At 63.5% G+C, this 21,769-nt stretch carries 24 protein-coding genes; 13 read left to right on the forward strand and 11 right to left on the reverse strand.

The window, feature by feature from the left end; translation table 11 throughout:
- Positions 1-59: 59 nt before the first annotated feature.
- Positions 60-365 carry a hypothetical protein gene (locus ACFDR6_RS03415; RefSeq protein ID WP_212084617.1) on the forward strand — a complete coding sequence of 102 codons (306 nt, stop codon included), beginning with the start codon at positions 60-62 and terminating at the stop codon, positions 363-365.
- Positions 366-521: 156 nt separating this feature from the next.
- Here ACFDR6_RS03415 and ACFDR6_RS03420 read toward each other — a convergent pair whose 3' ends face one another.
- Positions 522-1,661 carry an HWE histidine kinase domain-containing protein gene (locus ACFDR6_RS03420; RefSeq protein WP_375857387.1) on the reverse strand — a complete coding sequence of 380 codons (1,140 nt, stop codon included), beginning with the start codon at positions 1,659-1,661 and terminating at the stop codon, positions 522-524.
- Positions 1,662-2,428: 767 nt separating this feature from the next.
- On the opposite strand from ACFDR6_RS03420, the gene ACFDR6_RS03425 reads away from it, so the two are divergent.
- The 4 genes from ACFDR6_RS03425 to ACFDR6_RS03440 all read left to right on the forward strand — a co-directional run bounded on the left by ACFDR6_RS03425 (position 2,429) and on the right by ACFDR6_RS03440 (position 5,009).
- On the forward strand, positions 2,429-2,587 hold the full coding sequence (locus ACFDR6_RS03425; RefSeq protein ID WP_317241378.1) for a hypothetical protein: 159 nt from the start codon (positions 2,429-2,431) through the stop codon (positions 2,585-2,587).
- Positions 2,588-2,834: 247 nt separating this feature from the next.
- A complete protein-coding gene (locus ACFDR6_RS03430) occupies positions 2,835-3,308 on the forward strand; it encodes a hypothetical protein (RefSeq protein ID WP_375857388.1) in 474 nt (157 codons plus the stop codon).
- Between the two features lie 117 nt (positions 3,309-3,425).
- The gene (locus ACFDR6_RS03435) at positions 3,426-4,448 is read left to right on the forward strand and encodes an LLM class flavin-dependent oxidoreductase (RefSeq protein WP_375857390.1); all 1,023 of its coding nucleotides are present in this window, start codon (positions 3,426-3,428) and stop codon (positions 4,446-4,448) included.
- A 306-nt stretch (positions 4,449-4,754) separates the two neighbouring features.
- Positions 4,755-5,009, forward strand: a complete 255-nt coding sequence (locus tag ACFDR6_RS03440) for a hypothetical protein (protein ID WP_375857391.1) — start codon at positions 4,755-4,757, stop codon at positions 5,007-5,009.
- Between the two features lie 126 nt (positions 5,010-5,135).
- Here the strand turns inward: ACFDR6_RS03440 and ACFDR6_RS03445 are convergent, their stop codons facing one another.
- Both ACFDR6_RS03445 and ACFDR6_RS03450 read right to left on the reverse strand, forming a co-directional pair.
- Complete coding sequence (locus tag ACFDR6_RS03445; RefSeq protein ID WP_375857393.1) at positions 5,136-6,470, reverse strand: aminotransferase class V-fold PLP-dependent enzyme; 1,335 nt, start codon at positions 6,468-6,470, stop codon at positions 5,136-5,138.
- Between the two features lie 94 nt (positions 6,471-6,564).
- Positions 6,565-6,723 (reverse strand): hypothetical protein, encoded by a 159-nt coding sequence (locus ACFDR6_RS03450; RefSeq protein ID WP_317241382.1) that lies wholly within the window; start codon positions 6,721-6,723, stop codon positions 6,565-6,567.
- A 437-nt stretch (positions 6,724-7,160) separates the two neighbouring features.
- Here ACFDR6_RS03450 and ACFDR6_RS03455 point away from each other — a divergent pair, with 437 nt between their 5' ends.
- The 5 genes from ACFDR6_RS03455 (at position 7,161) to ACFDR6_RS03475 (ending at position 9,584) form a co-directional block, all read left to right on the forward strand.
- Complete coding sequence (locus ACFDR6_RS03455; RefSeq protein ID WP_212084354.1) at positions 7,161-7,505, forward strand: DUF1236 domain-containing protein; 345 nt, start codon at positions 7,161-7,163, stop codon at positions 7,503-7,505.
- Positions 7,506-7,579: 74 nt separating this feature from the next.
- Positions 7,580-7,984: a hypothetical protein gene (locus ACFDR6_RS03460; RefSeq protein ID WP_375857394.1), complete on the forward strand. Its 405-nt coding sequence runs from the start codon at positions 7,580-7,582 to the stop codon at positions 7,982-7,984.
- A 233-nt stretch (positions 7,985-8,217) separates the two neighbouring features.
- Positions 8,218-8,721: a hypothetical protein gene (locus ACFDR6_RS03465; protein WP_212084350.1), complete on the forward strand. Its 504-nt coding sequence runs from the start codon at positions 8,218-8,220 to the stop codon at positions 8,719-8,721.
- A gap of 58 nt (positions 8,722-8,779) precedes the next feature.
- Complete coding sequence (locus ACFDR6_RS03470) at positions 8,780-9,133, forward strand: hypothetical protein (protein ID WP_317241385.1); 354 nt, start codon at positions 8,780-8,782, stop codon at positions 9,131-9,133.
- Between the two features lie 22 nt (positions 9,134-9,155).
- Entirely contained in the window at positions 9,156-9,584 is a 429-nt protein-coding gene (locus ACFDR6_RS03475; RefSeq protein WP_212084346.1) for a hypothetical protein, read from the forward strand.
- 53 nt (positions 9,585-9,637) lie between these two features.
- On the opposite strand, the gene ACFDR6_RS03480 is transcribed toward ACFDR6_RS03475, so the two are convergent.
- The 7 genes from ACFDR6_RS03480 to ACFDR6_RS03510 all read right to left on the reverse strand — a co-directional run bounded on the left by ACFDR6_RS03480 (position 9,638) and on the right by ACFDR6_RS03510 (position 17,365).
- Complete coding sequence (locus ACFDR6_RS03480; protein WP_375857395.1) at positions 9,638-10,096, reverse strand: hypothetical protein; 459 nt, start codon at positions 10,094-10,096, stop codon at positions 9,638-9,640.
- Positions 10,097-10,106: 10 nt separating this feature from the next.
- On the reverse strand, positions 10,107-10,325 hold the full coding sequence (locus ACFDR6_RS03485) for a hypothetical protein (RefSeq protein WP_212084341.1): 219 nt from the start codon (positions 10,323-10,325) through the stop codon (positions 10,107-10,109).
- Positions 10,326-10,399: 74 nt separating this feature from the next.
- Positions 10,400-11,980, reverse strand: coding sequence for a hypothetical protein (locus tag ACFDR6_RS03490; protein WP_375857396.1), 1,581 nt, complete (start codon positions 11,978-11,980; stop codon positions 10,400-10,402).
- 81 nt (positions 11,981-12,061) lie between these two features.
- A complete protein-coding gene (locus ACFDR6_RS03495; protein WP_375857397.1) occupies positions 12,062-13,201 on the reverse strand; it encodes a glycoside hydrolase family 5 protein in 1,140 nt (379 codons plus the stop codon).
- Positions 13,202-13,203: 2 nt separating this feature from the next.
- Positions 13,204-15,378, reverse strand: coding sequence for a GumC family protein (locus ACFDR6_RS03500; protein ID WP_375857399.1), 2,175 nt, complete (start codon positions 15,376-15,378; stop codon positions 13,204-13,206).
- Positions 15,379-15,621: 243 nt separating this feature from the next.
- Positions 15,622-16,665 carry a zinc-binding dehydrogenase gene (locus ACFDR6_RS03505; RefSeq protein WP_317241390.1) on the reverse strand — a complete coding sequence of 348 codons (1,044 nt, stop codon included), beginning with the start codon at positions 16,663-16,665 and terminating at the stop codon, positions 15,622-15,624.
- 13 nt (positions 16,666-16,678) lie between these two features.
- Positions 16,679-17,365: a class I SAM-dependent methyltransferase gene (locus ACFDR6_RS03510; RefSeq protein WP_212084325.1), complete on the reverse strand. Its 687-nt coding sequence runs from the start codon at positions 17,363-17,365 to the stop codon at positions 16,679-16,681.
- Positions 17,366-17,576: 211 nt separating this feature from the next.
- Here ACFDR6_RS03510 and ACFDR6_RS03515 point away from each other — a divergent pair, with 211 nt between their 5' ends.
- The 3 genes from ACFDR6_RS03515 to ACFDR6_RS03525 all read left to right on the forward strand — a co-directional run bounded on the left by ACFDR6_RS03515 (position 17,577) and on the right by ACFDR6_RS03525 (position 20,737).
- On the forward strand, positions 17,577-17,903 hold the full coding sequence (locus tag ACFDR6_RS03515; RefSeq protein ID WP_212084323.1) for a hypothetical protein: 327 nt from the start codon (positions 17,577-17,579) through the stop codon (positions 17,901-17,903).
- 208 nt (positions 17,904-18,111) lie between these two features.
- Positions 18,112-18,903, forward strand: a complete 792-nt coding sequence (locus ACFDR6_RS03520; RefSeq protein WP_375857400.1) for a phytanoyl-CoA dioxygenase family protein — start codon at positions 18,112-18,114, stop codon at positions 18,901-18,903.
- Positions 18,904-19,249: 346 nt separating this feature from the next.
- Positions 19,250-20,737 carry a hypothetical protein gene (locus ACFDR6_RS03525; protein ID WP_375857401.1) on the forward strand — a complete coding sequence of 496 codons (1,488 nt, stop codon included), beginning with the start codon at positions 19,250-19,252 and terminating at the stop codon, positions 20,735-20,737.
- Between the two features lie 105 nt (positions 20,738-20,842).
- On the opposite strand, the gene ACFDR6_RS03530 is transcribed toward ACFDR6_RS03525, so the two are convergent.
- A complete protein-coding gene (locus ACFDR6_RS03530) occupies positions 20,843-21,745 on the reverse strand; it encodes a hypothetical protein (protein WP_375857402.1) in 903 nt (300 codons plus the stop codon).
- Positions 21,746-21,769 lie beyond the last annotated feature (24 nt).

The raw sequence follows: 21,769 nt of genomic DNA on the forward strand, positions 1-21,769 counted from the left end.
AACCATTGTTCCTCGAGTCCATTGGCTTACTGACACAAGCTTCATTCAGGAGATACTTCATGAGAATATTCACAGTCTTGGCAGCCGCAGCCAGTACACTCATCGTGACAGCAGCTTCGGCAGCACCGCTTACCCTCAGCACGTCGTCCGCGCCGGAGAGCAGCCTCCAAAACGTTCGCATGGTCTGCAACGAAGACGGACGGTGCTGGCGCGAGCGCAGCGAACGACGCGTCATCATCCGCGAAGGCCGCGATGCCTACGGATATGCACCTCGTGAGCGCTACATCGAGCGGCGTGGCTATGAGGAACGCAGCGGTGTTGGCTTCCGCGCTCCGGGCGTAAGTGTCGGTATCGGCACCTACTGAGCGGCGAAGCGCGTGAATTCAAGAGGTCGCGGTGCAAACCGCGGCCTTTTTTGCTGGTCTCAGGTGATCGGCCGGCAAGTGACGCCGGCTCAGCTGGAGCACCGCAGGCACGACTTCCCGTCGATCCCGCGACCGAAACCTAGATCTCTCGCAGGCTCACGCTGCCGCGACGACCGAGCCGAGTGGCACGTCCAGTGCGTAAACGAATCCGCTCCGTTCATATGCGAGGCTCACCTGCCCGGTCAGTTGCTGGCCGAGAGACCCCATCATCCGGGTGCCGAAACTCCGGCGTGTTGGCGGTTCGACCGGGGGGCCGCCCCTTTCGGTCCAGACAAGGCGAAGCCTCTGCTTCACCTCATCAATCGCCCACGAAATCTCGACGCGGCCTGTCGGGACGGACAGCGCGCCGAACTTGGTGGTGTTGGTGCACAGTTCGTTGAACGTCATCGCAAGCGCAATGACGGCGACGGAGGTAATCCTTATATCCGGTCCATTGAAGTGGAAGCGTCGGTCTCCCTGACTGTCGTAGGGCTCCGTTGCGCTGCTCAGCGTGTGGGTCAGGCTCGCATCGGCCCAACTCACCTGCATCAAGAGATCATGGGCTCGCCCCAAGGCGAGCAGCCTGCCCTCCATGGCTTTCTGTCCATGCTCGATGCTCGGCGCTCCGCGGAAGCTCTGGGACGCGATCGCACTCACCATGGCAAGCGTGTTCTTGACGCGATGATGCAGCTCTCCGAGGATCAGCTTCTGCAACTTGTCGGCGGCACTTCGCTGCTCGGCATCGATGCCGGCCTGAACGATCATAGCCCTCGCGTCGATCTCGGCCTGTTCGAGCAGCAAGCGAAGGCTGTCGTTCTCGGCAGACAGAGAAGCCTCCTGCTCCGACCGGGAGGTGGGCGCAGCGGTCCGCGCGGCGTCAAATATCGTATTTGGCGTCCAGTCGCCTGCCGTCGGAACGATCTGCAAAGCACCTGCGCCGACCATGGCCTTAAGCTCGGTGATCATTTGCTCGACACCGAGCGGTTTACCGAAAAATCTGCTGTCCGCTGGCCGTTCCGCCTCGGACGGCTTCACCTGGCCGGACACCAGAATGATCTTGATCGAGGGCCAGCGCTCGTGCACCGCATGGGCGAGCTTGAGGCCATCGATACTGCCGGGCATCTGAATGTCGGTCAGTAGCAGCGAGATGTCCGATCGGGACTCCAGAACGGAGATCGCCTCGTCGGCATTGATCGCCTCTATGGGACAGAACCCGGCATCCTCCACGATGTCGACCGCACGCATCCGCAGGATCATCTCGTCCTCCACGACGAGAACGTTCGGCACCTGGATTGGATCTGTCGACATGGTGATCTCGCTCTCTCTCGGCGGGCCCGAGCGGTCTCGGCACCCGCGCAATGCTCTAGGCCGATTGCCCTTGACCGACGTCCGCACCCATTGCTGCGCTTCTCGGGCGGAGAAGGCCAGCCAATTCGCCTGCGTCAGCAGGTATCTCGTCTCGGCGCGACGGTCTGATCACGACCACGCGGGTCGGACGGGAAGCACTGGAGGGTTGGGCTGATCCCTCAAGAGCGGATTGACGGACGACCGATCTAACGCCGGGCAGTCACGAGGCGAGCTTCCTGGATCTTCGTTCCAGCACCGGCGTGTCGCAAGCAGGACGTGGTAAGGTCCGGCCAGACCTGTGCCGAGCAGTCCGTTGAAGCGGCCTGGATTGCGAGCCGGTCCCCTTTGGCCAGTGCCTGAAGCTCATCCGCTTGCACTTTTGGAGCAAAAGCCGGCAAAGCGATCACCGACGCTCCAAGGAGTACGAAAGCCGCGAGAGATGACAGAGATCCTACCATTTTTGTTCTGCTGACTTTTTCTCGTCGACCCTGCACGTCTGAGGATCCGGCATGACAACAACCATAACGAGATATTGTTCCAGTTTCTCAACTCTGCCGTTTGGCTTTACCCATTCCTGTGGCTGGTGCGCCGCGAGTATCCAGCGGAGCGACGCGCGCTGACACAACAGATTTGAACCATTGGCCTTGCCGATCGTCTTCCTCCGTGGAGGACAACAGATGATGGAAGACCAATTGGCGCGCCAGGAGCAGATCGCTTCTCGTTTAGAGCAATCCAAGCGCCTGCTGCGGGCTGCGAAAAGCCCCACGACCACGCAGCGCATTGGGAAGCTGATCAGTGCCCTTGAGCGGGAGCAAGCGGAAGAAGGCGAAAGATAATCACCGCTCGCGGCCGCGAACCCGCCCCGGGTCAGGCTTGCGCCGGCACGGGGCGTCACGCGTCGAACGGTAGCGACGGGTCGCAGCTCCCACGCGACGAACCGAAAGAGACCCGCCAGCGATCATCGGCACCGCCGCCGTTAACCCTGTCGGCAAATGATTCGCCGTGGGTCGGCGGCCGCCGGCAAAGTTGCCTTATTGGCGCGGAGAATTTCCCGCGGGGGCTAACTTGGGTTAGAGGCGCGTAATGCTGAGAATGGCGCTGTTGGGCCTCCTCATCCTGTTGAGCGTGGGAATGCTGTCAGCCATGGAGCTCAGCACTCCACCGCGTCGCTCCGTCGCGATCGTCCAGCCGCCTGCCGAAAGCACAGGCATCTCTGTTACGCATGACGCGCTAGAGAAGGCGGATCGCCTCGAAGTTGCCGCCATAAGCAGCGCGATGCCGACGGCGCCAACGTCGGTCGACACCCCCGTTGCTCCGCAGGACGTCCATGTCGGTTCGCCCGCGCCGGCGCCGATCGTCCGTCAGCGAAACAAGCCGAAGTCGGTCGCCACCGCCGAACCTCCCAGGCCTAAGCCCAAACCAAAGCCAACAGCAGCTGTCGTCAAGCGGACAGCCAATGTTCAGCGTGCAAAGGCCGCCAGCGAGAGCGAGTCCTGTCGGCTCAAGGCGTTCGGCGGCTTGCTCAAAGCGCTGAATTTGGCCCGCTGCGAAATCTGAAGACTCCACGAGCAACCGAGCCCGTGCCTGCTTCCTCCAGGAGGCGCTTAATGGCACGCGGCTCTTTCCCTCGGCCGGCGTCTCGCAAATTCTCCCCATCGTCCATATGTTGCCCGCATGAAAAAGATCGGATTCCTCTCCTTCGGGCACTGGACGCCCTCGCCGCAATCGCAGACCCGCTCTGCCAGCGATACGCTGCTGCAATCGATCGAGCTTGCCGTGGCGGCCGAGCAGCTCGGTGCCGACGGCGCCTATTTCCGCGTGCATCACTTTGCGCGCCAGCTCGCCTCGCCCTTTCCGCTGCTTGCGGCCGTCGGCGCCAGGACCAGCAGGATCGAGATCGGCACGGCCGTGATCGACATGCGCTACGAGAACCCGCTCTACATGGTGGAGGACGCCGGAAGCGCCGACCTTATCGCCGGCGGCCGGTTGCAGCTCGGCATCAGCCGCGGCTCGCCCGAGCAGGTGATCGACGGCTGGCGCTATTTCGGCTATCGGCCGGCCGAGGGCCAGAGCGACGCCGACATGGGCCGGCGTCACGCCGAAGTCTTTCTCGACCTCCTGCGCGGCGAAGGCTTTGCCGAGCCCAATCCGCAGCCGATGTTTCCGAACCCACCCGGCCTGTTGCGCATCGAGCCGCATGCGGCAGGCTTGCGCGAGCGGATCTGGTGGGGTGCCGGCTCGAATGCGACCGCGGTGTGGGCGGCCAAGCTCGGCATGAATTTGCAGAGCTCGACGCTGAAGAACGACGAGACGGGCGAGGCCTTTCACGTACAGCAGGCCGCACAAATCCGCACCTACCGCGCGGCGTGGAAGGAAGCCGGCCACGTCCGCGAGCCCCGCGTCTCCGTCAGCCGCAGCATCTTTGCGCTGATGAACGATCGCGACCGCGCCTATTTCGGCGGCGAGCGGGGCGGCGAGGACCAGATCGGCTTCATCGACCCGCAGACCCGGGCCATCTTCGGCCGGAGTTATGCCGCCGAGCCTGACGTACTGATCGAGCAGCTCAAGCAGGACGAGGCCATCGCCGAGGCGGATACGTTGCTCCTGACGATCCCGAACCAGCTCGGCGTCGACTACTGCGCGCATGCGATCGAGGCCATCCTGAAGCACGTGGCCCCGGCGCTGGGGTGGCGTTGACATCAGCTCGCGCCGCACGACCAGAAGTCGCGATTGACTTCGTGCACCACCCCCGCCAATGATTCCCCGGGGACTGTTGGACTGAATCGGGGGGGTGGAATGGGCTTGCGTCCGGGGATCTTCGTTGCAGCTTTCTTGCTTGCGGGCTGTGCGTCAGGCCCGATAGGCAGCACGGCTCTGACAGATAACGTCAAGGCAAATACTGCGCGGCTGGTGGTCTATCGCTCATCCGCCCTCGGTTTCGCAATTTAGCCAAGCTATTCGGTCGATGGCCGCTCCGTTGGAGGCAGTCAGGCTGCCGGCTTCGTGGCCTGCGACCTGCCTCCGGGCCGCCACGAGGTTGCGGTCAACAATCTTCCGCTGAGCAGCAATCTGTTCGGGCAGGGAAGCGAGAAGGTCAGCCTCGATCTGCGCGCCGGCAGCACCACCTACCTCTCCGCCCAGCCGCAGATGGGAATCATCACGCCCGGTGCAATCACGTTGGTTCAGGTCACGGAAAGCCAGGGCCGAGCCGACGTCGCCAGCTTGCATCAGAGCAACAGCTCATGCGGCAAGGCGTGATCCGAGGCGCGGCGCCAGGCATAGGGCACCAATGCAGTGTCTGCCGCGTGCTGTTGAGGCGTTTCTCGCCACGTCGCGCCAACGCCTAGGCCGCATTTATGCAAACGGCGATATTTACCCCGGCTTTCACCCCGTCTTCGTCCCGGTGACGACGGCCAGCGCGTCGACGAGGCGATCGAGATCGGCCTCGTCGGTGAAGAGCGCGGGCGTCACGCGGATGCACTGGCCTTTGGCGACGCCGGCCCGGCGCACCGTCATGACCTTGTGGTTGTCGCGGAGCTTCACCACGACGGCTTCGTTGTCGGCCTTGCTGGTCTTGCCGGCGAGGCGGAACGAGGTGATCGCGCCGTAGGAGCCGGCTTCGTCCGGCGTCAGGATCTCGATGTCCTTGAATCCGCGGACGCGGCTCACCCAATAGTCTCGCAAATGGCGCAGGCGCGCCTGCTTTGCGGCGGCGCCGATCTGCTGATGCAGCGCCAGGGCCGTCGGCACCGTCAGCACCGTTGCAAAATTGACCGTGCCGGTATGAACCCGCGAGCGGATGTCGCTCTCGGCGAAATCCTCGTCGCCCATGTCACGATCGATGGCCGCAAGGCGGTCCTTCCTGATGTAGAGGAAACCGACGCCAAGCGGCGCGCCAATCCATTTGTGCAGATTGAAGCCGACGAAATCGGCCTCGAGCTCACTCACCTTGAAGTCAATCTGTCCCCAGGAATGCGCGGCGTCGACGATGGTGTCGATGCCCTTGGCCTTCGCCATGCGGGCGATCTCGGCGATCGGCATCACCAAGCCGGTGCGGTGGCTGACATGGGTCAGGAGCAGAAGTCTCGTCCTCGGGTTCGCCTCGATGGCGCGGGCATAGGCGTCGAGCACGGCCTGGCGCGTGGCGGGCTCCGGCACGTCGAACCTGACCACGTCGACGCCGCGCCGCGCCCTGAGCGAGTTCATCGCATACTGCATCGAATCATAGTCGAGGTCGGCATAGAGCACGGCGTCGCCCGACTTCAGCCTGTTGTAGCCGCCGATGAGGAGCTGCAGCGCTTCGGTCGCACCGCGGGTGAGCGCGATCTCCTCCACAGCCACGCCGACCGCTTCCGCCACCCTGGCGCGCACCGCCTCGAAATCCCTCCCCGCGCGCAGCCGCGCGTAGTAGGTGTTCTGATAGTTGATCATGTCGGACTGGCGAATGAACTCGTGCCTCACGGGTTCAGTCATGATGCCCCAATAGCCGTTCTCCAGATTGACGACGTCCGACGTGACGGCGTAGAGCCGCTTGACGTCCGCCCAATAGGCCTTGTCGGTGGCGATTGAGGCAGCCGCTCCAGTCGGCTGTGCCGGAAGACCTTCGACGGCCAGACCCTCGGCTGCCATGGCCGGTGCCGCCAGCGACGTGACGGCGGCGGCCGCCAGACCCTTCAGGATCGACCGCCGGTCGGACGAAATTGTCTCAGTCAGATGCATGTCAGCCTCCACGATGCGCGGCGAAGGAAGCAGCGATCAGTAGAGCGCGGATGACAGAGCTGTGACGGTTCGATGATGGCGGATCAGAGCGATCTCACACCAAGGAGGCTTTGGCCGCCTGCTGGTAGATCATCGCGGCCACGAGGGAAAGCAGCAGGCCCGCGCCGGCGAAAATCAGTAGCACCCTCAGAGTTTCGACGTCGAAATTGGTTCGCGTCGCGCGGGAGATTGCCCTTGCCAGTGCAGCCAACATCGCCATCTCCGAACTGGGCCACGCGGTGGCGAGGCCTGGGTTCATCTAGCCTCGCTGGCCACGTTTGCATGTGAAGCAGATTACAATGAGCTTGTGAGCTGCATCGAAGGCGAGCCGAGGGACAACCGGGAAATCGCCGGCCACCGATTCATCGCCCGCACTTATGGGCAAGGCAGATCGCGCGGGCCCCAATTTCTTCGTCACGGAAGCCGGGGCCCCGTTACGTTCAATGCATATAGCCAATGAGATAGATGCCACCGCCGACAATCAGGATCGCCGGCACGGCCCAGAGAATCAATACGGGCATTGTCCTCTCCTCCAATGACTGCTCCCGGCAAAGCAACGGGAAAAACCAGCAAATGTTCCGTTCGCGCTCGGAACAGCCATGCCAGTGGCGAGTTCATCGCTGCGCCGCATGTAGCGGCGAGGAGAACGCGATGAAGAAGTTCATGCTGATTTCAGCCGCCGCCCTGCTCGTATCAACGAGCGCGATGGCGCAATCCACCGTCGTCACCACCACCGGTGCGGGCCATGGCGCTGCCGTGCAGATCGAGCCGGAGTATCGCACCAGGATTCGGTCTTACGTCACCGAGCACAAGGTCCGTCCGGTCGAAACGCGCGAAAGGATCGTGATCGGCTCGCCAGTGCCGCGCGACGTCGAACTGGCGACGGTGCCGAGCGATTGGGGCCCCTCGCTTACCAAATATCGCTACGTCTATTCGGGTAGCCGCGTCATGCTGGTCGATCCCGAGACCCGCATGGTCGTCCAAGAGGTGGACTGATCGCATTGCGTGGCGGGCCGTCGCCGGCGGCCCGCCCGTGCAATTGCCCTTGGCTCGTCTATCGGTAGCGCCTGATGCCCATCATTCGATATTTTGCCTTTGCGGGCGCATTCGTCATAGCGCTGCTCTTCGTGCTCGATCGCAATCTGCCGCAGCCTGCGACGGCGTCCACGGCCCCGGATGTCGATCGGACAATCATTCGAATCCGTTCCGCCCACGCCCTCCCTGAAAAGATCATCCTGGACACGTCGGCCGGCATCGCCGCTGCGGCATCCCCACCCCCGATCGCCGCCGGGGCGCCAAGCCATGCCGCGAGCGACGCGCTGGAAATGGCCGAGACATCGAAGGCGGAGACGAAAACTGCGCCTGCAGCCCGACAGGGCGCGACGCATGCAGCCGGTGTCCGCTCGAATCGCATGGCCCGCCCGGCGCCCTCGCATCGACACTTCGAACGCCAAGTGATGGTCGGGGCATTCTGAGAGATGCCGGCGTTGCGTGATTGCGACGCAAGAGACGAGAAGCTTCCGGCAGATGAATGCTGGATGAATAGACGCGATGCTCGGTGCTCGTCGCGCGTTGCGCGTGGAACTACGAGACCAAGGCGTGAAGAGAACGCGTCTGCGTGCACGACCTAAAGGAACGTTTGAGCGGTTGCCAATTTATCCCGAGCCTGATTTGGCAATTCGTTTTGGAAACCCTGGAGGAGATCAACATGAGGATCCTGAAGCTTTCTGCGGCTGCGGCCGCGCTGCTGGCCGGCACTGCACTCGCGGTTGCGCAATCGAGCTCGACGATCGGCACCGGCGGTTCTTCGGCCGGCGGCGGCACGAGCAACTCGACGGTCGGTACCGGCGGCTCTTCCGCAGGCGGCAGCGGCTCGGGCTCTGCCTCGACGCTCGGCACCGGCGGCTCGTCGGCGGGCGGCGGCACCAGCAGCTCGACCGTGGGGACCGGCGGCTCTGCGGCCGGCAGCGGTTCGGGCAGCGGCTCGGCCTCGACGCTCGGCACCGGCGGCTCATCGGCCGGCGACGGCAAGAGCTCGTCCAGCGTCGGCACCGGCGGGTCCGCTGCGGGCAGCGGCTCGACCGTTGGTCAGTCGGGCGCATCGAAGTCGCCCGGCATGGGCGACGGCAAGTCCGGTAGCCATGCCAGCGATACGGGCCTCGAGAAGGGCAAGGGCCACAACAAGGACGAGTGGAAGAAGGACAAGAACTAGTCCGATCCCGGGAGCGGCCATGTGCCGCTCCCTTCGTCCATGTTGAGGAGGACACGCAATGAAGAAGTCACTCGTTGCGATCACGGCGCTGGCTCTGATGAGCGGTGCTGCATCGGCAGAAACCATGGAAAAGACCGGGAAGACGACATCCGGCGAGACCTGCAAAGTCACGGTCGAGAAGCACGCAGACGGCAGCATCACCGCGGCCGGCGCATCGCGCTCGGGCACGACCGGATCGACGTCGTCGAGCGGTTCGCTGTCGAGCTCGAGCTCGGCGGGCGGATCGTCGGTGCATGTGCAGGCCGGCGGCGGCAGCGTATCGAGCTCGTCGTCGACGGCGGGCGGGCCTGGCTCCACCAGCGCCAGCACCATCACCGTCAACGGCTGCACGATCTCGACGTCGTCCCCCTGAATTCATAGAAAAGGATTGAGACATGAGAACTCTACTCACGACCTCGGCGGTCGCGCTTCTGCTTGCTGCCGCCTCGCCAGTTGTCGCACAGACCAGCATCACTGGCGGAAGCGGCGGCTCGGCCGCAGTGGGCGGCACTTCCGCTTCCACGGTCGGGACGGGCGGCACCTCCACTTCGACCGACGGCCGCACCGGCTCCTCGATCGCGGCCGGCGGGAGCGCTGCGGCCACCGACGGCAAGGCCCGGACCGGCGTCAGCATGAACAAGGGCAACGGCCCGGTGATGAACTCCAACGCCCGGGCCCAGGCCCATGACGGCGGCACGTTCAGCCGCTCGCACACCCGCACCAAGGTCAAGGCCGGCCAGGAGGTGGGTTCGACCACAAAGACGATGTCGCATGTGCCGGGCTCGAAGCCGACCATGTCGACCACATCGACAACGGCGCGATAATCCTCACGACCTGCTGCCCGGCTCGCCCCCGGGCAGCTTCTTCTCGCTCCGCTTCAGCCTGGGCTCAGACTGTGGCTAATCTGCGTGACGACACGATCCCATTGCCGCTTCTCGGCCGCGGGATAATTGATCAGCACGCAGTGCACGTAGCCCCGCGAAAAATTGCAGCGGTTGTACCAGATCGTGTCGCGCTTGATGCTCGAGACCACGAAGAAGTTCCGCGCAATGCGCTTGTAGATGATCCCGGGCGGCGGATTCTTCCCGGCGAGGAATTGAGCCGGCGAAAGGCCCTGCTGGTTGGCAACGGCCTGCACGGTGAAATCGGCCCTGCCGTCTGAGGTACGAAATCGCTGGCCGTAGCCGTCGGGCTTGCCGGCTGTCTCCGTAAAGAGCGAGGCGGGAATGTCGACCGACGTTCCGGACTCGACGATGCGGTAGGTCGTCCAGCTCTCCGCTCGAGCGGCCGAAAGCGAGGTAAGCAGTGCAACGGTGATAGTGAACGTCGCCCTCATGACCGCCTGCCTATTCACGCGGCACCAGTTGCAGCTCCAACAAGGCGATCCTTTGCAGATCGACGGCGTTGCGCTCGCCCGCGCCGGCGGTACGCAGGATGGATTCGGCCAGCGCGTTGACATGCGAGGCATGCACGGGCTCGGGCAGGCTCGCAATCGCGGCTTTCAAGGCGCCCGTCATGACCTCGATCACATCGGGAGAAAATGCAGCGTTTGAAAAATCCTTCATCGCTCGCAATCGGCTGGGTGAGAGGCCACCCAGCATCAACGCCGAGAAAAACGGTCAGTTCCTGCGACAGTGAGTCAGGCCCGCACCGATGCGGAGCTACGCTCGGGCTGGTAGTGCGTGAGCTGCTCGAGCTCGGCCTCCTCGCGGGCGAGGGCCTGCATTCTCACATGACTGCCGATGACGAGGCCAGTGAGCGACAGCATGAGGCCGAGCGCCAGCGGCGCGAACAAGGCTTCTTCCTGAAACAATCCGTTGAGCAGCACGACCATGACGCCGAAGCCGGCTAGACCCTGCGTCAGATATCCCGAGGACGCGTAGAGGCGCCAGGCCTTGAGCGCCATCGCGAAATAGAAGGCAAGCGGCACGAAGGCGGCGATGCCCATCTGGTAGAGCAGCACGCCGATCGCGCTTTCGACCGCGCCGTCGATCGTGCCGGCCGCCTGCGCGGCGTTCCAGTCGATGGAAAAATAACTATCCGACAAATTGCCGCCGATGCCGAGCCCTCGGCCGAAGGGTCTCTGCACGAATCCATCCAGGCCACCCATCAGCCCAATGACATGATAGTCGCCGATCTGCAGGCCGAGGCGGATCGCCAGGACCGCAAAGGCGATCATACCCAGGAAGCCGAGCAGCAACGTCACCACGGCGCCGAGCAGACGGGTCGCGATCCACGCCGCGACCACGAAGACCACGACGATGAGCGCTCCCTTCACGCTGCAAAACACCAGGAGCGGCAACGCCGCGAAGGCCAGGAGCGGACGTCCCACCGAGAACAGGAACAGGCCGAGAAAGCCGATCCCATAGGCGAAGCTGATCGGGTGCATGTTCGGACCGTGGATGCGCAGCATCTTCGACAGGCCGAACCCTTCGAGCAGAGGCGTGTTCAGGAAGTCGAAGCTGAAGCGATCCTTGAGATCGACCGGCACGTTTCCGGTCTGGCGCATCTGGGCTTCCCAGACACCCGAATGGGTCGCCTTGAGTTCGTCGAAACCCCAGAACGTGTGGCCGTTGGTCATCGCCAGCCAGACGTCACGGAAGACGAGTTCGACATAGCCGCAGAGGATGAGCACGACCGCAAGGGCCACCAGGAACGGCGTGATGCGCACCTCATAAGTCGCGGCGGTCAGAAGCGAGAGCTGGAACAGGAACAGCGGCAGCACGATGTTGCGCAAGTACACCGCTGCCGGCTGTCCGTCCTGGACGAAGCCGATCGCGAAATACAGCGACACCACGGCGAGGGTGACGACACCCCAGCGCATGATCCGGTTCACCTCGGCCGATTGTTTCCTCCGGCCCAGTACGTACAGGCCGAACGTCGCCAGCCACATGACGGAGCAGACGAGGAAGTTGTAGCCCTTGATGAAGTCGAGATCGGACGGCAGCGGGACCAGCGGCGACAGAAGCGAGACGAACAGATTTTGGAAGAACAGAACGAAGATCGCAATGGCGGGCGCATAGGTCGGAACGCTAAGGACAATGGCGATACCGACCAGAGCCTCGACGGCAATCGCCAGGGCCGGATTGGCAAGGTGCAGGACCGGCGCGAAGCCGATCGTCGCCACGGCGATGCAGAATGTCGTGACCAGCTCGCGCCAGGCCGGCGGCGACGGCTCGGCCTGCACGGTCTGAACCTGGGTTACGTCCCCGGCACTCATCAATCGTCCTTTGGCAGCGCGCGGGGAGCACGATAGCGGGGGGTGTGTAAGGATTCGTTAACGATAGCGGAAGCGAAGAGGTCAGCGCCGGCCGGGCCGCGGCGCGCCGAGCAGCGCCCGCATCACATCGGGATCGGGCTTGCCGGTGCTGCGGTCGACGAGGCCAAAACCCTGCGCCAGCTCCCAATGCGTCCAACCCCAGCAATGGTCACGGGCAAAAGCGGTGACTTCCGCCAGCCAGCGCACGCGGCTCTGCCTGGGCGCGCCGGCTTTCAACACGCCGAATTCGTTGATGATGATCGGCCGCGCAAACTGCTGCTGCCATTGAAGCGCGGGCGCGAGCCAGCGATCGGCACTTGGCCTGTCCCTGGCGGCGGCAATCGCGACGTCGAGCATACCGAGCGCCTTGGTCGCGCCCCGATCCCGCAGATCCTGGCGCAGCGCGCGAACTTTGGGATCGTCGGCGTTGATCGGATAAGGCAGATCGATGATGTCGTGCAGCGGATCCTGCGCATCCCAGTGGGCCTGATGGGTGAACACCATGGGATCGTAGAAGTGGATGGCATAGACGATGTCGGGATCCGGCAGCGGCCGGAACTGTGGCAGCGAGTCCGCGCGCTGCCAATTGACCGGACCGACAACGAGAGTCGTCTTGGGAAGCAATCCGCGCACGAAGACGGCGAGCGCCTCGACCTCGGTTTGCCATTTGCCGGCATCGACATCGGGCTCGTTGAGCAGCTCGGCGAAGATGCGATCGGGCGGATAGGATCGAATGACCTGAGCAAGACCGCTCCAGGCCTCCTGCATCTGACGCAGCGCCTCGTCCGGATCCTCCTTGTGCAGGCGGTTGAAGCGCTCGCCGGGATGAAGATCGACGGAGATGGCGTAGCCGAGCGCCGTGAGCTGCTTCAGCGCCTGGTCGAGCACGCGCAGCGCCTCGTCGCGCTCGGCCTTCGCAGCGAAACGAGGCATGACGCGCTCTGCCGGCACCGGAAGGCGGACATGGCTCATTCCCGCCTTGCGCAATTGCTGCAGCAACTCGCGGCTCGGGGCCGCACCGTTGATCCAGCCGTCCGCATTGAAGCCGCGGGACAGCGCGGCAAGCCGCTCCGGTGCGACCGTCTGCGGCAAGGGCACACAGTCCCCGGCAAAGACCGGCGGGCCTGACGAGATCGACAGGAGCATCGCAGCAGTCAGCAGGCGACGGCGCGAGCCCGTCATCGTCAAACCGCAAGGCCCAATGCGCCACCCTCGGGGTGCGGCGAGAGCGAGCCTGCGGGCGCATGATTGACGACGAGACCTGTCGGCACCGCGTCATACCGCGACAGCGCCGCGGTCACCCTGCGCATCGCCGCCGAGCCGAGCTCGCCGGAGCGCGCCACCAGCACGATGAGGTCCGCGTGCGCCGCCAGCGCGATGGCGTCGGGCTGCAAGGCGAGATTGCCGGCGTGGACGATGATCAGATCGAATTCCGAGCGAATATCGTCCTCGGGCCGCGCATCGGCCTTGCGGCCGGCGCTCAGGAGCTCGTCGATCGACTGAAGTCCCGCCGTGGTCGAGCCGTCATTCCATTCGGTCACCGGAGGCTGGTGACCTGCAAATTCCGGCTGCAGCCGGATCAACACGCTCATCATGCCGCGGTTCACGGCGGCGCGATTCAGGGAGCGGGCAACGGTGTTGCCGCCGGCGCTCTTGCCGACCGACAGCACGAGGGCGACCTTGCAGCCGCGCACCGGCACGCGATCGATCCGCTCGAGCAGCGGCCGCAGATAGGCACCGAGATCGAGCTCGGCCGGGGTCGCACCCGGCCTTTGCCACACGGTGTTGATGGTGTTGGTCCCGGCTCCGGACGAAAGATCGGGGATGCGGGCCCAGACGGGAAGGCGCGGCATCGCTTCGGGCCGGCCCATGGCGGCGGTCGGTGGTTGAATTTGAGGCTGAACGTGAGCCTGGACCTGCCGGCCTTGCGTGCCCTCCACGACGGAAGGCACGGGAGCTTCAGTGGGCGCAGACTGGTCGGACATGCTCGTCATCGCCGCAATTGCGGCGGTCGACGTCAGCAGCGAGCCGATCGCCAGCGCCGCCAGCAGCAGAGCGAGGGGCGGACGCGTCGAGCGCAGCGGCGGAATGGCGGGCGAGGCGATCTTGGTCTGGGACGCCTGCAGTTGACGCTGCTCGTTGGTCGTCTTGAACCGTGACAGGAACTGCTCGTAGATGTTCCTGTTGGCGTCGGCATCGCGCTGCAGCTCCTGCAGCTTCACCAGTGCCTGACCGTCGACCAGCATCTGCGTCTCGACCGCCTTGAGCTGCTTTTCCAGCGCCTTCTGCTGCTCCAGCTGAGCTTCAAATTCGGACTTGGCGGTGTCGATGTTTTTCTTCCGCTCGACCTCGATCTGCCGGTTGATGTCGGCGAGCTGGCTGTAGGAGATCGCGAGGTCGGGATGGCGCTCGCCGTACACCGCCTTCTTCTGCGCGATCTGGTCATTGAGGGTCGAGCGCTGCGCCCGCAACATGCTCAGAAGGTCCTGCTTCACCGGTCCTTCGACATTGGCCTTGAGATCACGCTGCACCTGCTCGTAGCGCGCCTTGGCTTCCTCGGCGCGAAGACGTGCGGCAGAGACCTGCTGATTGAGATCGGTCACCCGCAATTGCTGGGTGGTCGAATCCTTGCCGGCATTAAGAATCTTGTGCTCAAGCCTGAAGGCGGCGACGGCGTCTTCCGAGGCGCGCAGGCGCTCGTTCAACGTCTTGAGCCGGTCCTTGAGCCAGTCGGCCGCCTCGTCGGTGGCCTCGGTGCGGACGCGGCCCTGGCTGGCGACGAACGCCTCGGCGATGGCGTTGGCATAGTAAGCGGCCCGCTCGGGGCGGTTCGAGGTGAAGGAAACCGCAATGACATAGGTGAGGCCGCGGCGCGTGATCTCGAGGCGGCTGCGGAATTTTTCGAGCAGGCGCGTCATGTCGGTATGACCGCCCGCGATATCCTCGTCGTCGGCGATCTTGAGCTGCTCGATCAGGGGGCGGAGAAAGCCGTCCGATTTGGCGATCTCGATCTGGCTCTGAAGCGCGGCGGCGTCCTGGCCGATGCCCGGCAAGACGTCCTGCTCCGTGGTGATCCGCAACTCGCGGGGATCGAGCACGACCAGGGCCGTCGCCGCGTACCGGACCGGCAGAACCATGAGAACGACGACGCCGAGGGCGAACAGCGCCAATGCCAGCGTCAGAATGCGCCGGCCGTTTTCGCGGAGGAACGAGAGCGCTCCGGAGACGGTCAGCGATCCCTTGATCAGCGCCGGCGCGGCGCCGTCAGGTTTCGTCCGCGCAGCCCGCGGCGCTTCCCACGAAGCCGCTGGCTCCGTCGGGGCGATGCTTCGCGGAGATGGGCGGCTACCGAACGCCATGGGCTCGACTCGAAATCAACTGACACAGTTCAGAGGCTTTCGACACCGTAAATATGCATGGTTAACCGGCGGTTACGGCCGGCGCGAAGCCGCAGGACGTCTGGCTTGGCCAGGCTGTCAGCCACGGCGCCATTGCAGATGCCGAAAGGCCTGCGAACGGCCCCGTTCAGGCTGAAAAGAACGGCTTTGATGATCTGCGCGCCGGACTTGCGGTGCCGGCTGCCTCGACCAGACTTGGCGCGCTCAGCAGATGTTCAGCAGAATTCGCCCCGATGTGCCGCTGCGCATCAGGTCCAGCGCGTCATTGACGTCGTCAAGCGCGAACTCGTGGGTCACGATCCCGCGATAGCTCACCTTGCCGGCATCGCTCAGCCGAACGAGACGCGGGATATCGCGCGCCGGCTGGCATTGCCCGCCTTCCGAGCCCTTCAGCACCTTCTCGAAGTGGAGCGGCAGCGTGTAGATTTCGGCCTTCTCGCGGGGAACGCCGACGAGGATGCAGCGGCCCTTCTTCGCCGTGATCTCGTAGGCGAGCTCGATCAGATGCTTGACGCCGGTGGTCTCGACGACCTTGTCGGGTCCCTCAGTACCCGTGATCGACCGAACCTCGGCAGCGATATCCCCGGCCGCTTCGGAGTTGATGGCGTGGGTCGCGCCGAACTGCCGGGCCATCTCGAGCTTGTTGTCGAGGCGGTCGATCGCGATGACGGGATAGGCGCCGACCATCGCGGCAAATTGCACGATGTTCAATCCGACGCCGCCGACACCGAACACGACGACGGCTTCGCCGATGGCGATCTGGGCGTCGTTGTTGACGACGCCGAGCGCGGTCGTCACCGCGCAGCCGAGCAGCGGCGCGCTGGTGCGGTCGATCGAGGCCGGAACGGGCGTGACGCGATTCTCGGACACCACGGCATAGTCGTTGAAGGTGGTGACCCAGCCTGCATTGAGGCGCTTGCCGCGCCAGGAATAGACCGGCGTGTTGGACTGGACGCCCTTGCCCGGGCGCCAATGCATGATGACGGTGTCACCCTGCTTGCAGGAGACGACGCCGGGTCCGGTCTCGACGATCGTCGCCAGCGCCTCGTGCCCGAGAAGGTGCGGCAGGAACTTGTCGACGCCTTTGACGGCGTCGATTTCGTTGATCTGCGCGCCACAGATGCTCGACGTGTGCACATGCGCGAGCACCTGACCGTGTTCGAGCCTGTCGGGCAAGGTGAACTCGTCGACGATCAGCGGCTTACCCGATTCGACGAGAATGGCCGCCTTGGCTGTCTTGATGTCCATGAGGAGCGCCCGATCACTCGAAATAAATGAATTCGTAATCGCCGGTGTAGCCGAGCTTGCCGTACAGCCAGATCCATTCCGAGGTGTGCAGGATGGACTCCGCCGTCAGCGCCCAGCACTCGAGATTGTGCAATTCGGCAACGGTCCGGTAGCCCTCGACCATGACGTATTTGTTCTTGCCGACGCGCTCGATCTCGTTCAGCGCGGCATTGAGCTCGTAGAGGCGGAGATTGTGCAGCGTGCCGAGCGAGATCACGAGGTCGAAGCTCTGGTCGCCATAGGGATAGATGTCCTGGGCGCGATAGTTGAACAGATACGGCTTCACCTGCTCGTGGGCATTGGCAAGACCGTGCCTGGAGATGTCGAAGCCGACGACCTTCAGGCCGGGCAGGATCTTCTGCATCTCGTAGAGCAGAAAGCCCTTGCCGCAGCCGACGTCGAGCACGCTGGAGCCGTCCTTGAGGCCATAGGTCTCGATCAGCGCCTTGGCGACCGGCGCCCAGCGCCCTTCGATGAAGCGGTAACCGCCATAGCCGAAGCGGCGGTCGCCATCCCAATAATCGGCCTCGTATTCCCGCGCCTTCAGCGAGCAACCGATCTTGTCGTCGTTCATGCGGCCCATGTAGTCGCGCTTGGTCGCCGTATGCAGCGGCGTCACGATATTCAGGAGTCGTCCCATTGAGTCCTCGGGTTCCAGCACGCGATGCTGTTCTCGCGACCGGCTGGTCCGGAGTCGCGACTTGCGAATCGCTCTAGCATTTGTGGTCGAGATCATCATTGCTTCAGATCAATGACCCTAATCGTGCGACGGTGCCGTCGGCGATCGGCATGGGTCCTGTCACCGGCAGTGACGCGCAGACACATGGAACGGAAATGCGAGGCACAGCGTTTCGCCTCGCAGGAGTCCCGCCATGCCGACCAAGCCAACCATCGCCCGCATCTGGCGCGGCCGTACCCGCCGCGATCTCGCCGATGCCTACCAGGCCTATCTGCAGGCCGAGGGCATTCCACCGTTGCTGAAGACCGCACTCGGGGTGCAGCAACTGCGCGAGGACCGCGATGAGGAAACGTGGTTCACGACCATTTCCTATTGGGCCGACATTGCGGCCATGACGGCCTTCACCAAGGGCGAGCCGACCAAGGTCCATCATCTCGCGCGCGACGCGGAATTCCTGATCGAGCTGCCGCAGCGCATCGAGATCCACCGCATCTTGATCGACGAACAGGGCCTGCGGTGAAAGCCTGAGCCATGGAACTGAAGCTCGCATGGCCATGAAGCCGTCCAGCGCGACTTGATTCTCCGGTCTGCCGCTGTATACGTTCCCGCATGATGTTCATGTCCACATTTTTTCCGCTGATCTGAACGGCTGACGTCGCCGCGGCGCATCCGCGCCAATCAGATCAAACCGGCTGCGCTTGATGCGATAGCCGCACGGAGAATGTGCTATGCCCCAAACTGAACAGGCTGGCCTGACGTCTCGTCAGGTCCAGAACTTCATCGACGACGGTTTCGTCAAGATCGAGAACGCCTTCAGCAACCACCTTGCAAAGCAATGCAGGGACGAGTTGTGGGCGGATATCGGCCTGTCACCGGACCGACCTGAATTTTGGATTCGACCCGTCGTCCGGGTGGGATTCAAGGCTTCGCCCCCTTTCATTGAAGCTGCGAACGCGGCGCCCCTGCGCAAGGCCTATGATCAACTCGTGGGCGAAGGACGCTGGCTTGCACCCACCGGCCTCGGAACCTTTCCGATCCGCTTCCCGTCAGCGGAATCGCCCGGTGATGACGGCTGGCATGTGGACGTGAGCTTTGGCACCGCCAATCCGGATTTCATGGAATGGCGCGCCAATGTGAAGAGCAGCGGACGCGCATTGCTGATGATCTTCCTGCTCTCCGATGTCGGCGCCGATGATGCGCCGACGCGAATCCGGAAAGGCTCGCATGCCACCATCGCGCGGGAGCTGCTGCCCTATGGCGAGGCCGGCGCGACGCTCCGGCAGCTCGCTGCCGAGGACTGGGCCTCGACGAATGATTGCGAGATCGAGCTGGCGACCGGTACGGCAGGCAGCGTCTATCTGTGCCACCCGTTCCTCGTTCATGCCGCACAACCCCACCGAGGGACACGGCCGCGCTTCATGGCCCAGCCTCCGCTGTTGCCGAAGGGCGAGTTTGACCCGGCGTTGCCGCCTTCGCCTGTTCAGATCGCGATCCGGCGGGCTTGCGGGCTGACGGTGTAGTCGCAGCACGCCGTCAATGCCGGCGAGCAAATCCGTGACGCCCGCAGTCGCGATTCGCCGACGACCGGCAGCTTGCAGCACGATGGCGAGGCCGGACGCATCAGCGTCCGGCTGTCGTCACTACCCCTGATATTCGGCCCAGCAGTCCGCCGTTTCGTCGACCTGGACCGCCGCCAGCTCGTCTGCCGATCAGACGCCAAGAAATTCGTCGCATCAATTCAATCAGGCCCGCCATTGCGCGGCGTGTTCTCACCCGGAAGGGTGATGTGGCGTGCATTCGATTTGTCTAATTCAGCTTGGTCTTCCCGACTTACAGCAGCTGATAGCTCCATGCGATGAGGATGCGATGCCGCAGATCACCTTCAACCTATCGCAAACCTCTTTGTCTCCCGGCTGGGACCCTCACTCAGCGTTTCACGATCATCTCTGGAGAAACTTCGCGGCGGGTTACAAGTACAGAATTCTGGACAGCGACGGAACGCAATACGACAGTCTGCGCGGCTCCGATCCCGCTACACGCGGAACCTCTGACACATTTCAATCGTCAGCCGGGTCGCTCGACCTGTCCGCGAATAACTTCGCGGGAAATGTAAGTCTGGATTGGTTGGACGCGACCACGGCGCGGCTCTCGCTCGATTCGGCCTGGAATACAATCAAGAACGTCTATGTCAGCGATTTCTCAGGCTCCAAGCTGATTCTCGAGAACTGGGTCGATGCTTGGGTGTCGCTCGACAACACCGCCGGGCAAGAAATTCTGGTTGACGGCGCCAAGCGCGGTGAAATCTCGACGGGATCCGGGAGTGACGTCGTTTGGATAGGCGCGGACAGCAACGGCGCTGATTGGACGAATTATTTCAAGATCGATACCGGCGATGGCGACGATGTGATCACCATCGCAGCCGCCTCTCGCGACTATAGCGGCTCGGCTTTCTCTGCCGCCTACAATCCCGATTGGACAGATACGGATATTCACTCCGGCGCAGGTAATGACACGATTACAGGAAGCGGTGGAACGGATACAGCCGACGGTGGAGGCGGGTTGGACACCTTCGTATTTCACGGCCCGCGTTCTGCTTACGATCTAAGCTGGGACGGCGACACCTTGACCGTGACGGATACGCGAATCGGCCATTCAAATCTCGACGGGACGGATTTCTTGACGGGGATCGAGCGGCTGCAGTTCGAGGACCTGATCGAGTATGTCGGCTCGCCCGAGGACGGTGATGGTGTAGGCGTTCTCGCTCCGAATTTTTCTGCGCAGGACATCGACATCTCCCCGAGTCCCGCTCTTTTGACGGCGACACTCGATTTTGGCGATGATCCATATGACGCGACCGACTTTGGCGAGCTCAGCGAGGCCGCTCAGGCCATCATCAGCTCGCACGCTCCGGGAGCCAGCGCCGCTCTATCGGAGGCTTTTTCCTTCGAGGTGCTGTTTCGTGCCGCCAATGCTGAACTGATCAAGACTGAGGATCAAATTCAGTACCTCGATCAAGGTGGCGAGAAAATCGACTACACTGTCGAAATCGACGGCGATGTCTTCGGCGTTTCGGCCGGCAAGGCAGCCGAATTTCCTCCGGGCACGCCGATAGGCGCCCCTGACGCCCTTGCCTTTGTGGAGAGCAGTCTGCAAGAAATTCAAATGGCCAGCGCAAACGTCACGATGGATGATCAATGGAGCAAGGGAATCCTTCATTATCTTGCCATCGATCAGCAAGCCGCGGATGCGGTCAGCGCTGCCTGGAACGCGGTAGACGACGGAACACGCGGTGATACGATCCTCATCGTCACTCGCACGGACGGTCTCGATCAATCCCTCTATTTCGTTCTGTAGGAGCAGCTTCGCGTCCAGAGCTGCCACGGCCCACGGGGAGCTCGAAAGCCGGCGTAGGCGTTCAGCTCATCCGCGGGCTATTACAACAATCGTCCTGCCGCGCCGTTACAGCTTTCCATAGACGCGCCCGGCGACCGCCTTCAGGCGCTCGACCGAGCCGGACTCGGGATGCGGCTTGACCGGTGCGAACACGACCGAAGCCTGCCTGCCGTTCTTCCAGACATAGATGGTGACGGCGTTACCGTTGCCCTTGGTGCAGGAATGCTCGCCGAACGCTTCACTGCCGAGTTCTTGTATCGCCACATGCTTGCAGGGTCCTGCGCGCGTCATCATGCTGATGGCGGTGTCGCGCGAAGTCGCGATCACCGAGGCGATCATGGTGTTGGCCTCGCCATCGAACATCATGCAGCTGCCCGCGCCGGTCCGCTGTACCGTCAGCGTGCTCTTGTCGAGAAAGCCGTCGGCATCCGCGGCCGTGAGCCACTCGCAATTGCCGAACCGCTCGCTGCTCCTGCTCACGCTTCCGACGGCAATGCGCGCGGCTTCGGTCAGCGGCCCGAGCAGCGCATCGTCGGCACGCCGGCCTATCGGATGGACGGTGATCTGGAGAATGTAATCGCCGGCCAAAACGACGACCGAGGCCTCCTGGCGCTCCGCGCCGGCGGCGCTCGTTCCGCGCTTGGTTTCGTCACCGAACCCGGACACCGCGCTCAGTGGCATGCGCTCGCCGAGGGTCTTGACGAAGGTCGCGTACAATTCCTTTGCGCGGTCCTTGTCGGGATTGCGGAAGACGGTGAGCATCATCGTGTCGCCGCGCCCGGCCTGGTAGATGCAGCCGCGGCCATCCTGATTTGAAATCAACGACCATTTGATCGCCGGCATCGCGCCGGCGAGCTCCTTGGCACTGATGAACGGGCAGGGTTCGGCCGCGGCTGCGGGAAGCGCCGGGGCGGCTGCGATGGCGAGGAATAGGACGAGGCGGAAGAATAGATGATCGATCGTGCGCATCGGACGAACTTACTATCGAAACGG

The sequence above is a fragment of the Bradyrhizobium tunisiense genome, assembly GCF_042263385.1.
In the GTDB taxonomy this organism is placed as follows: domain Bacteria; phylum Pseudomonadota; class Alphaproteobacteria; order Rhizobiales; family Xanthobacteraceae; genus Bradyrhizobium; species Bradyrhizobium tunisiense.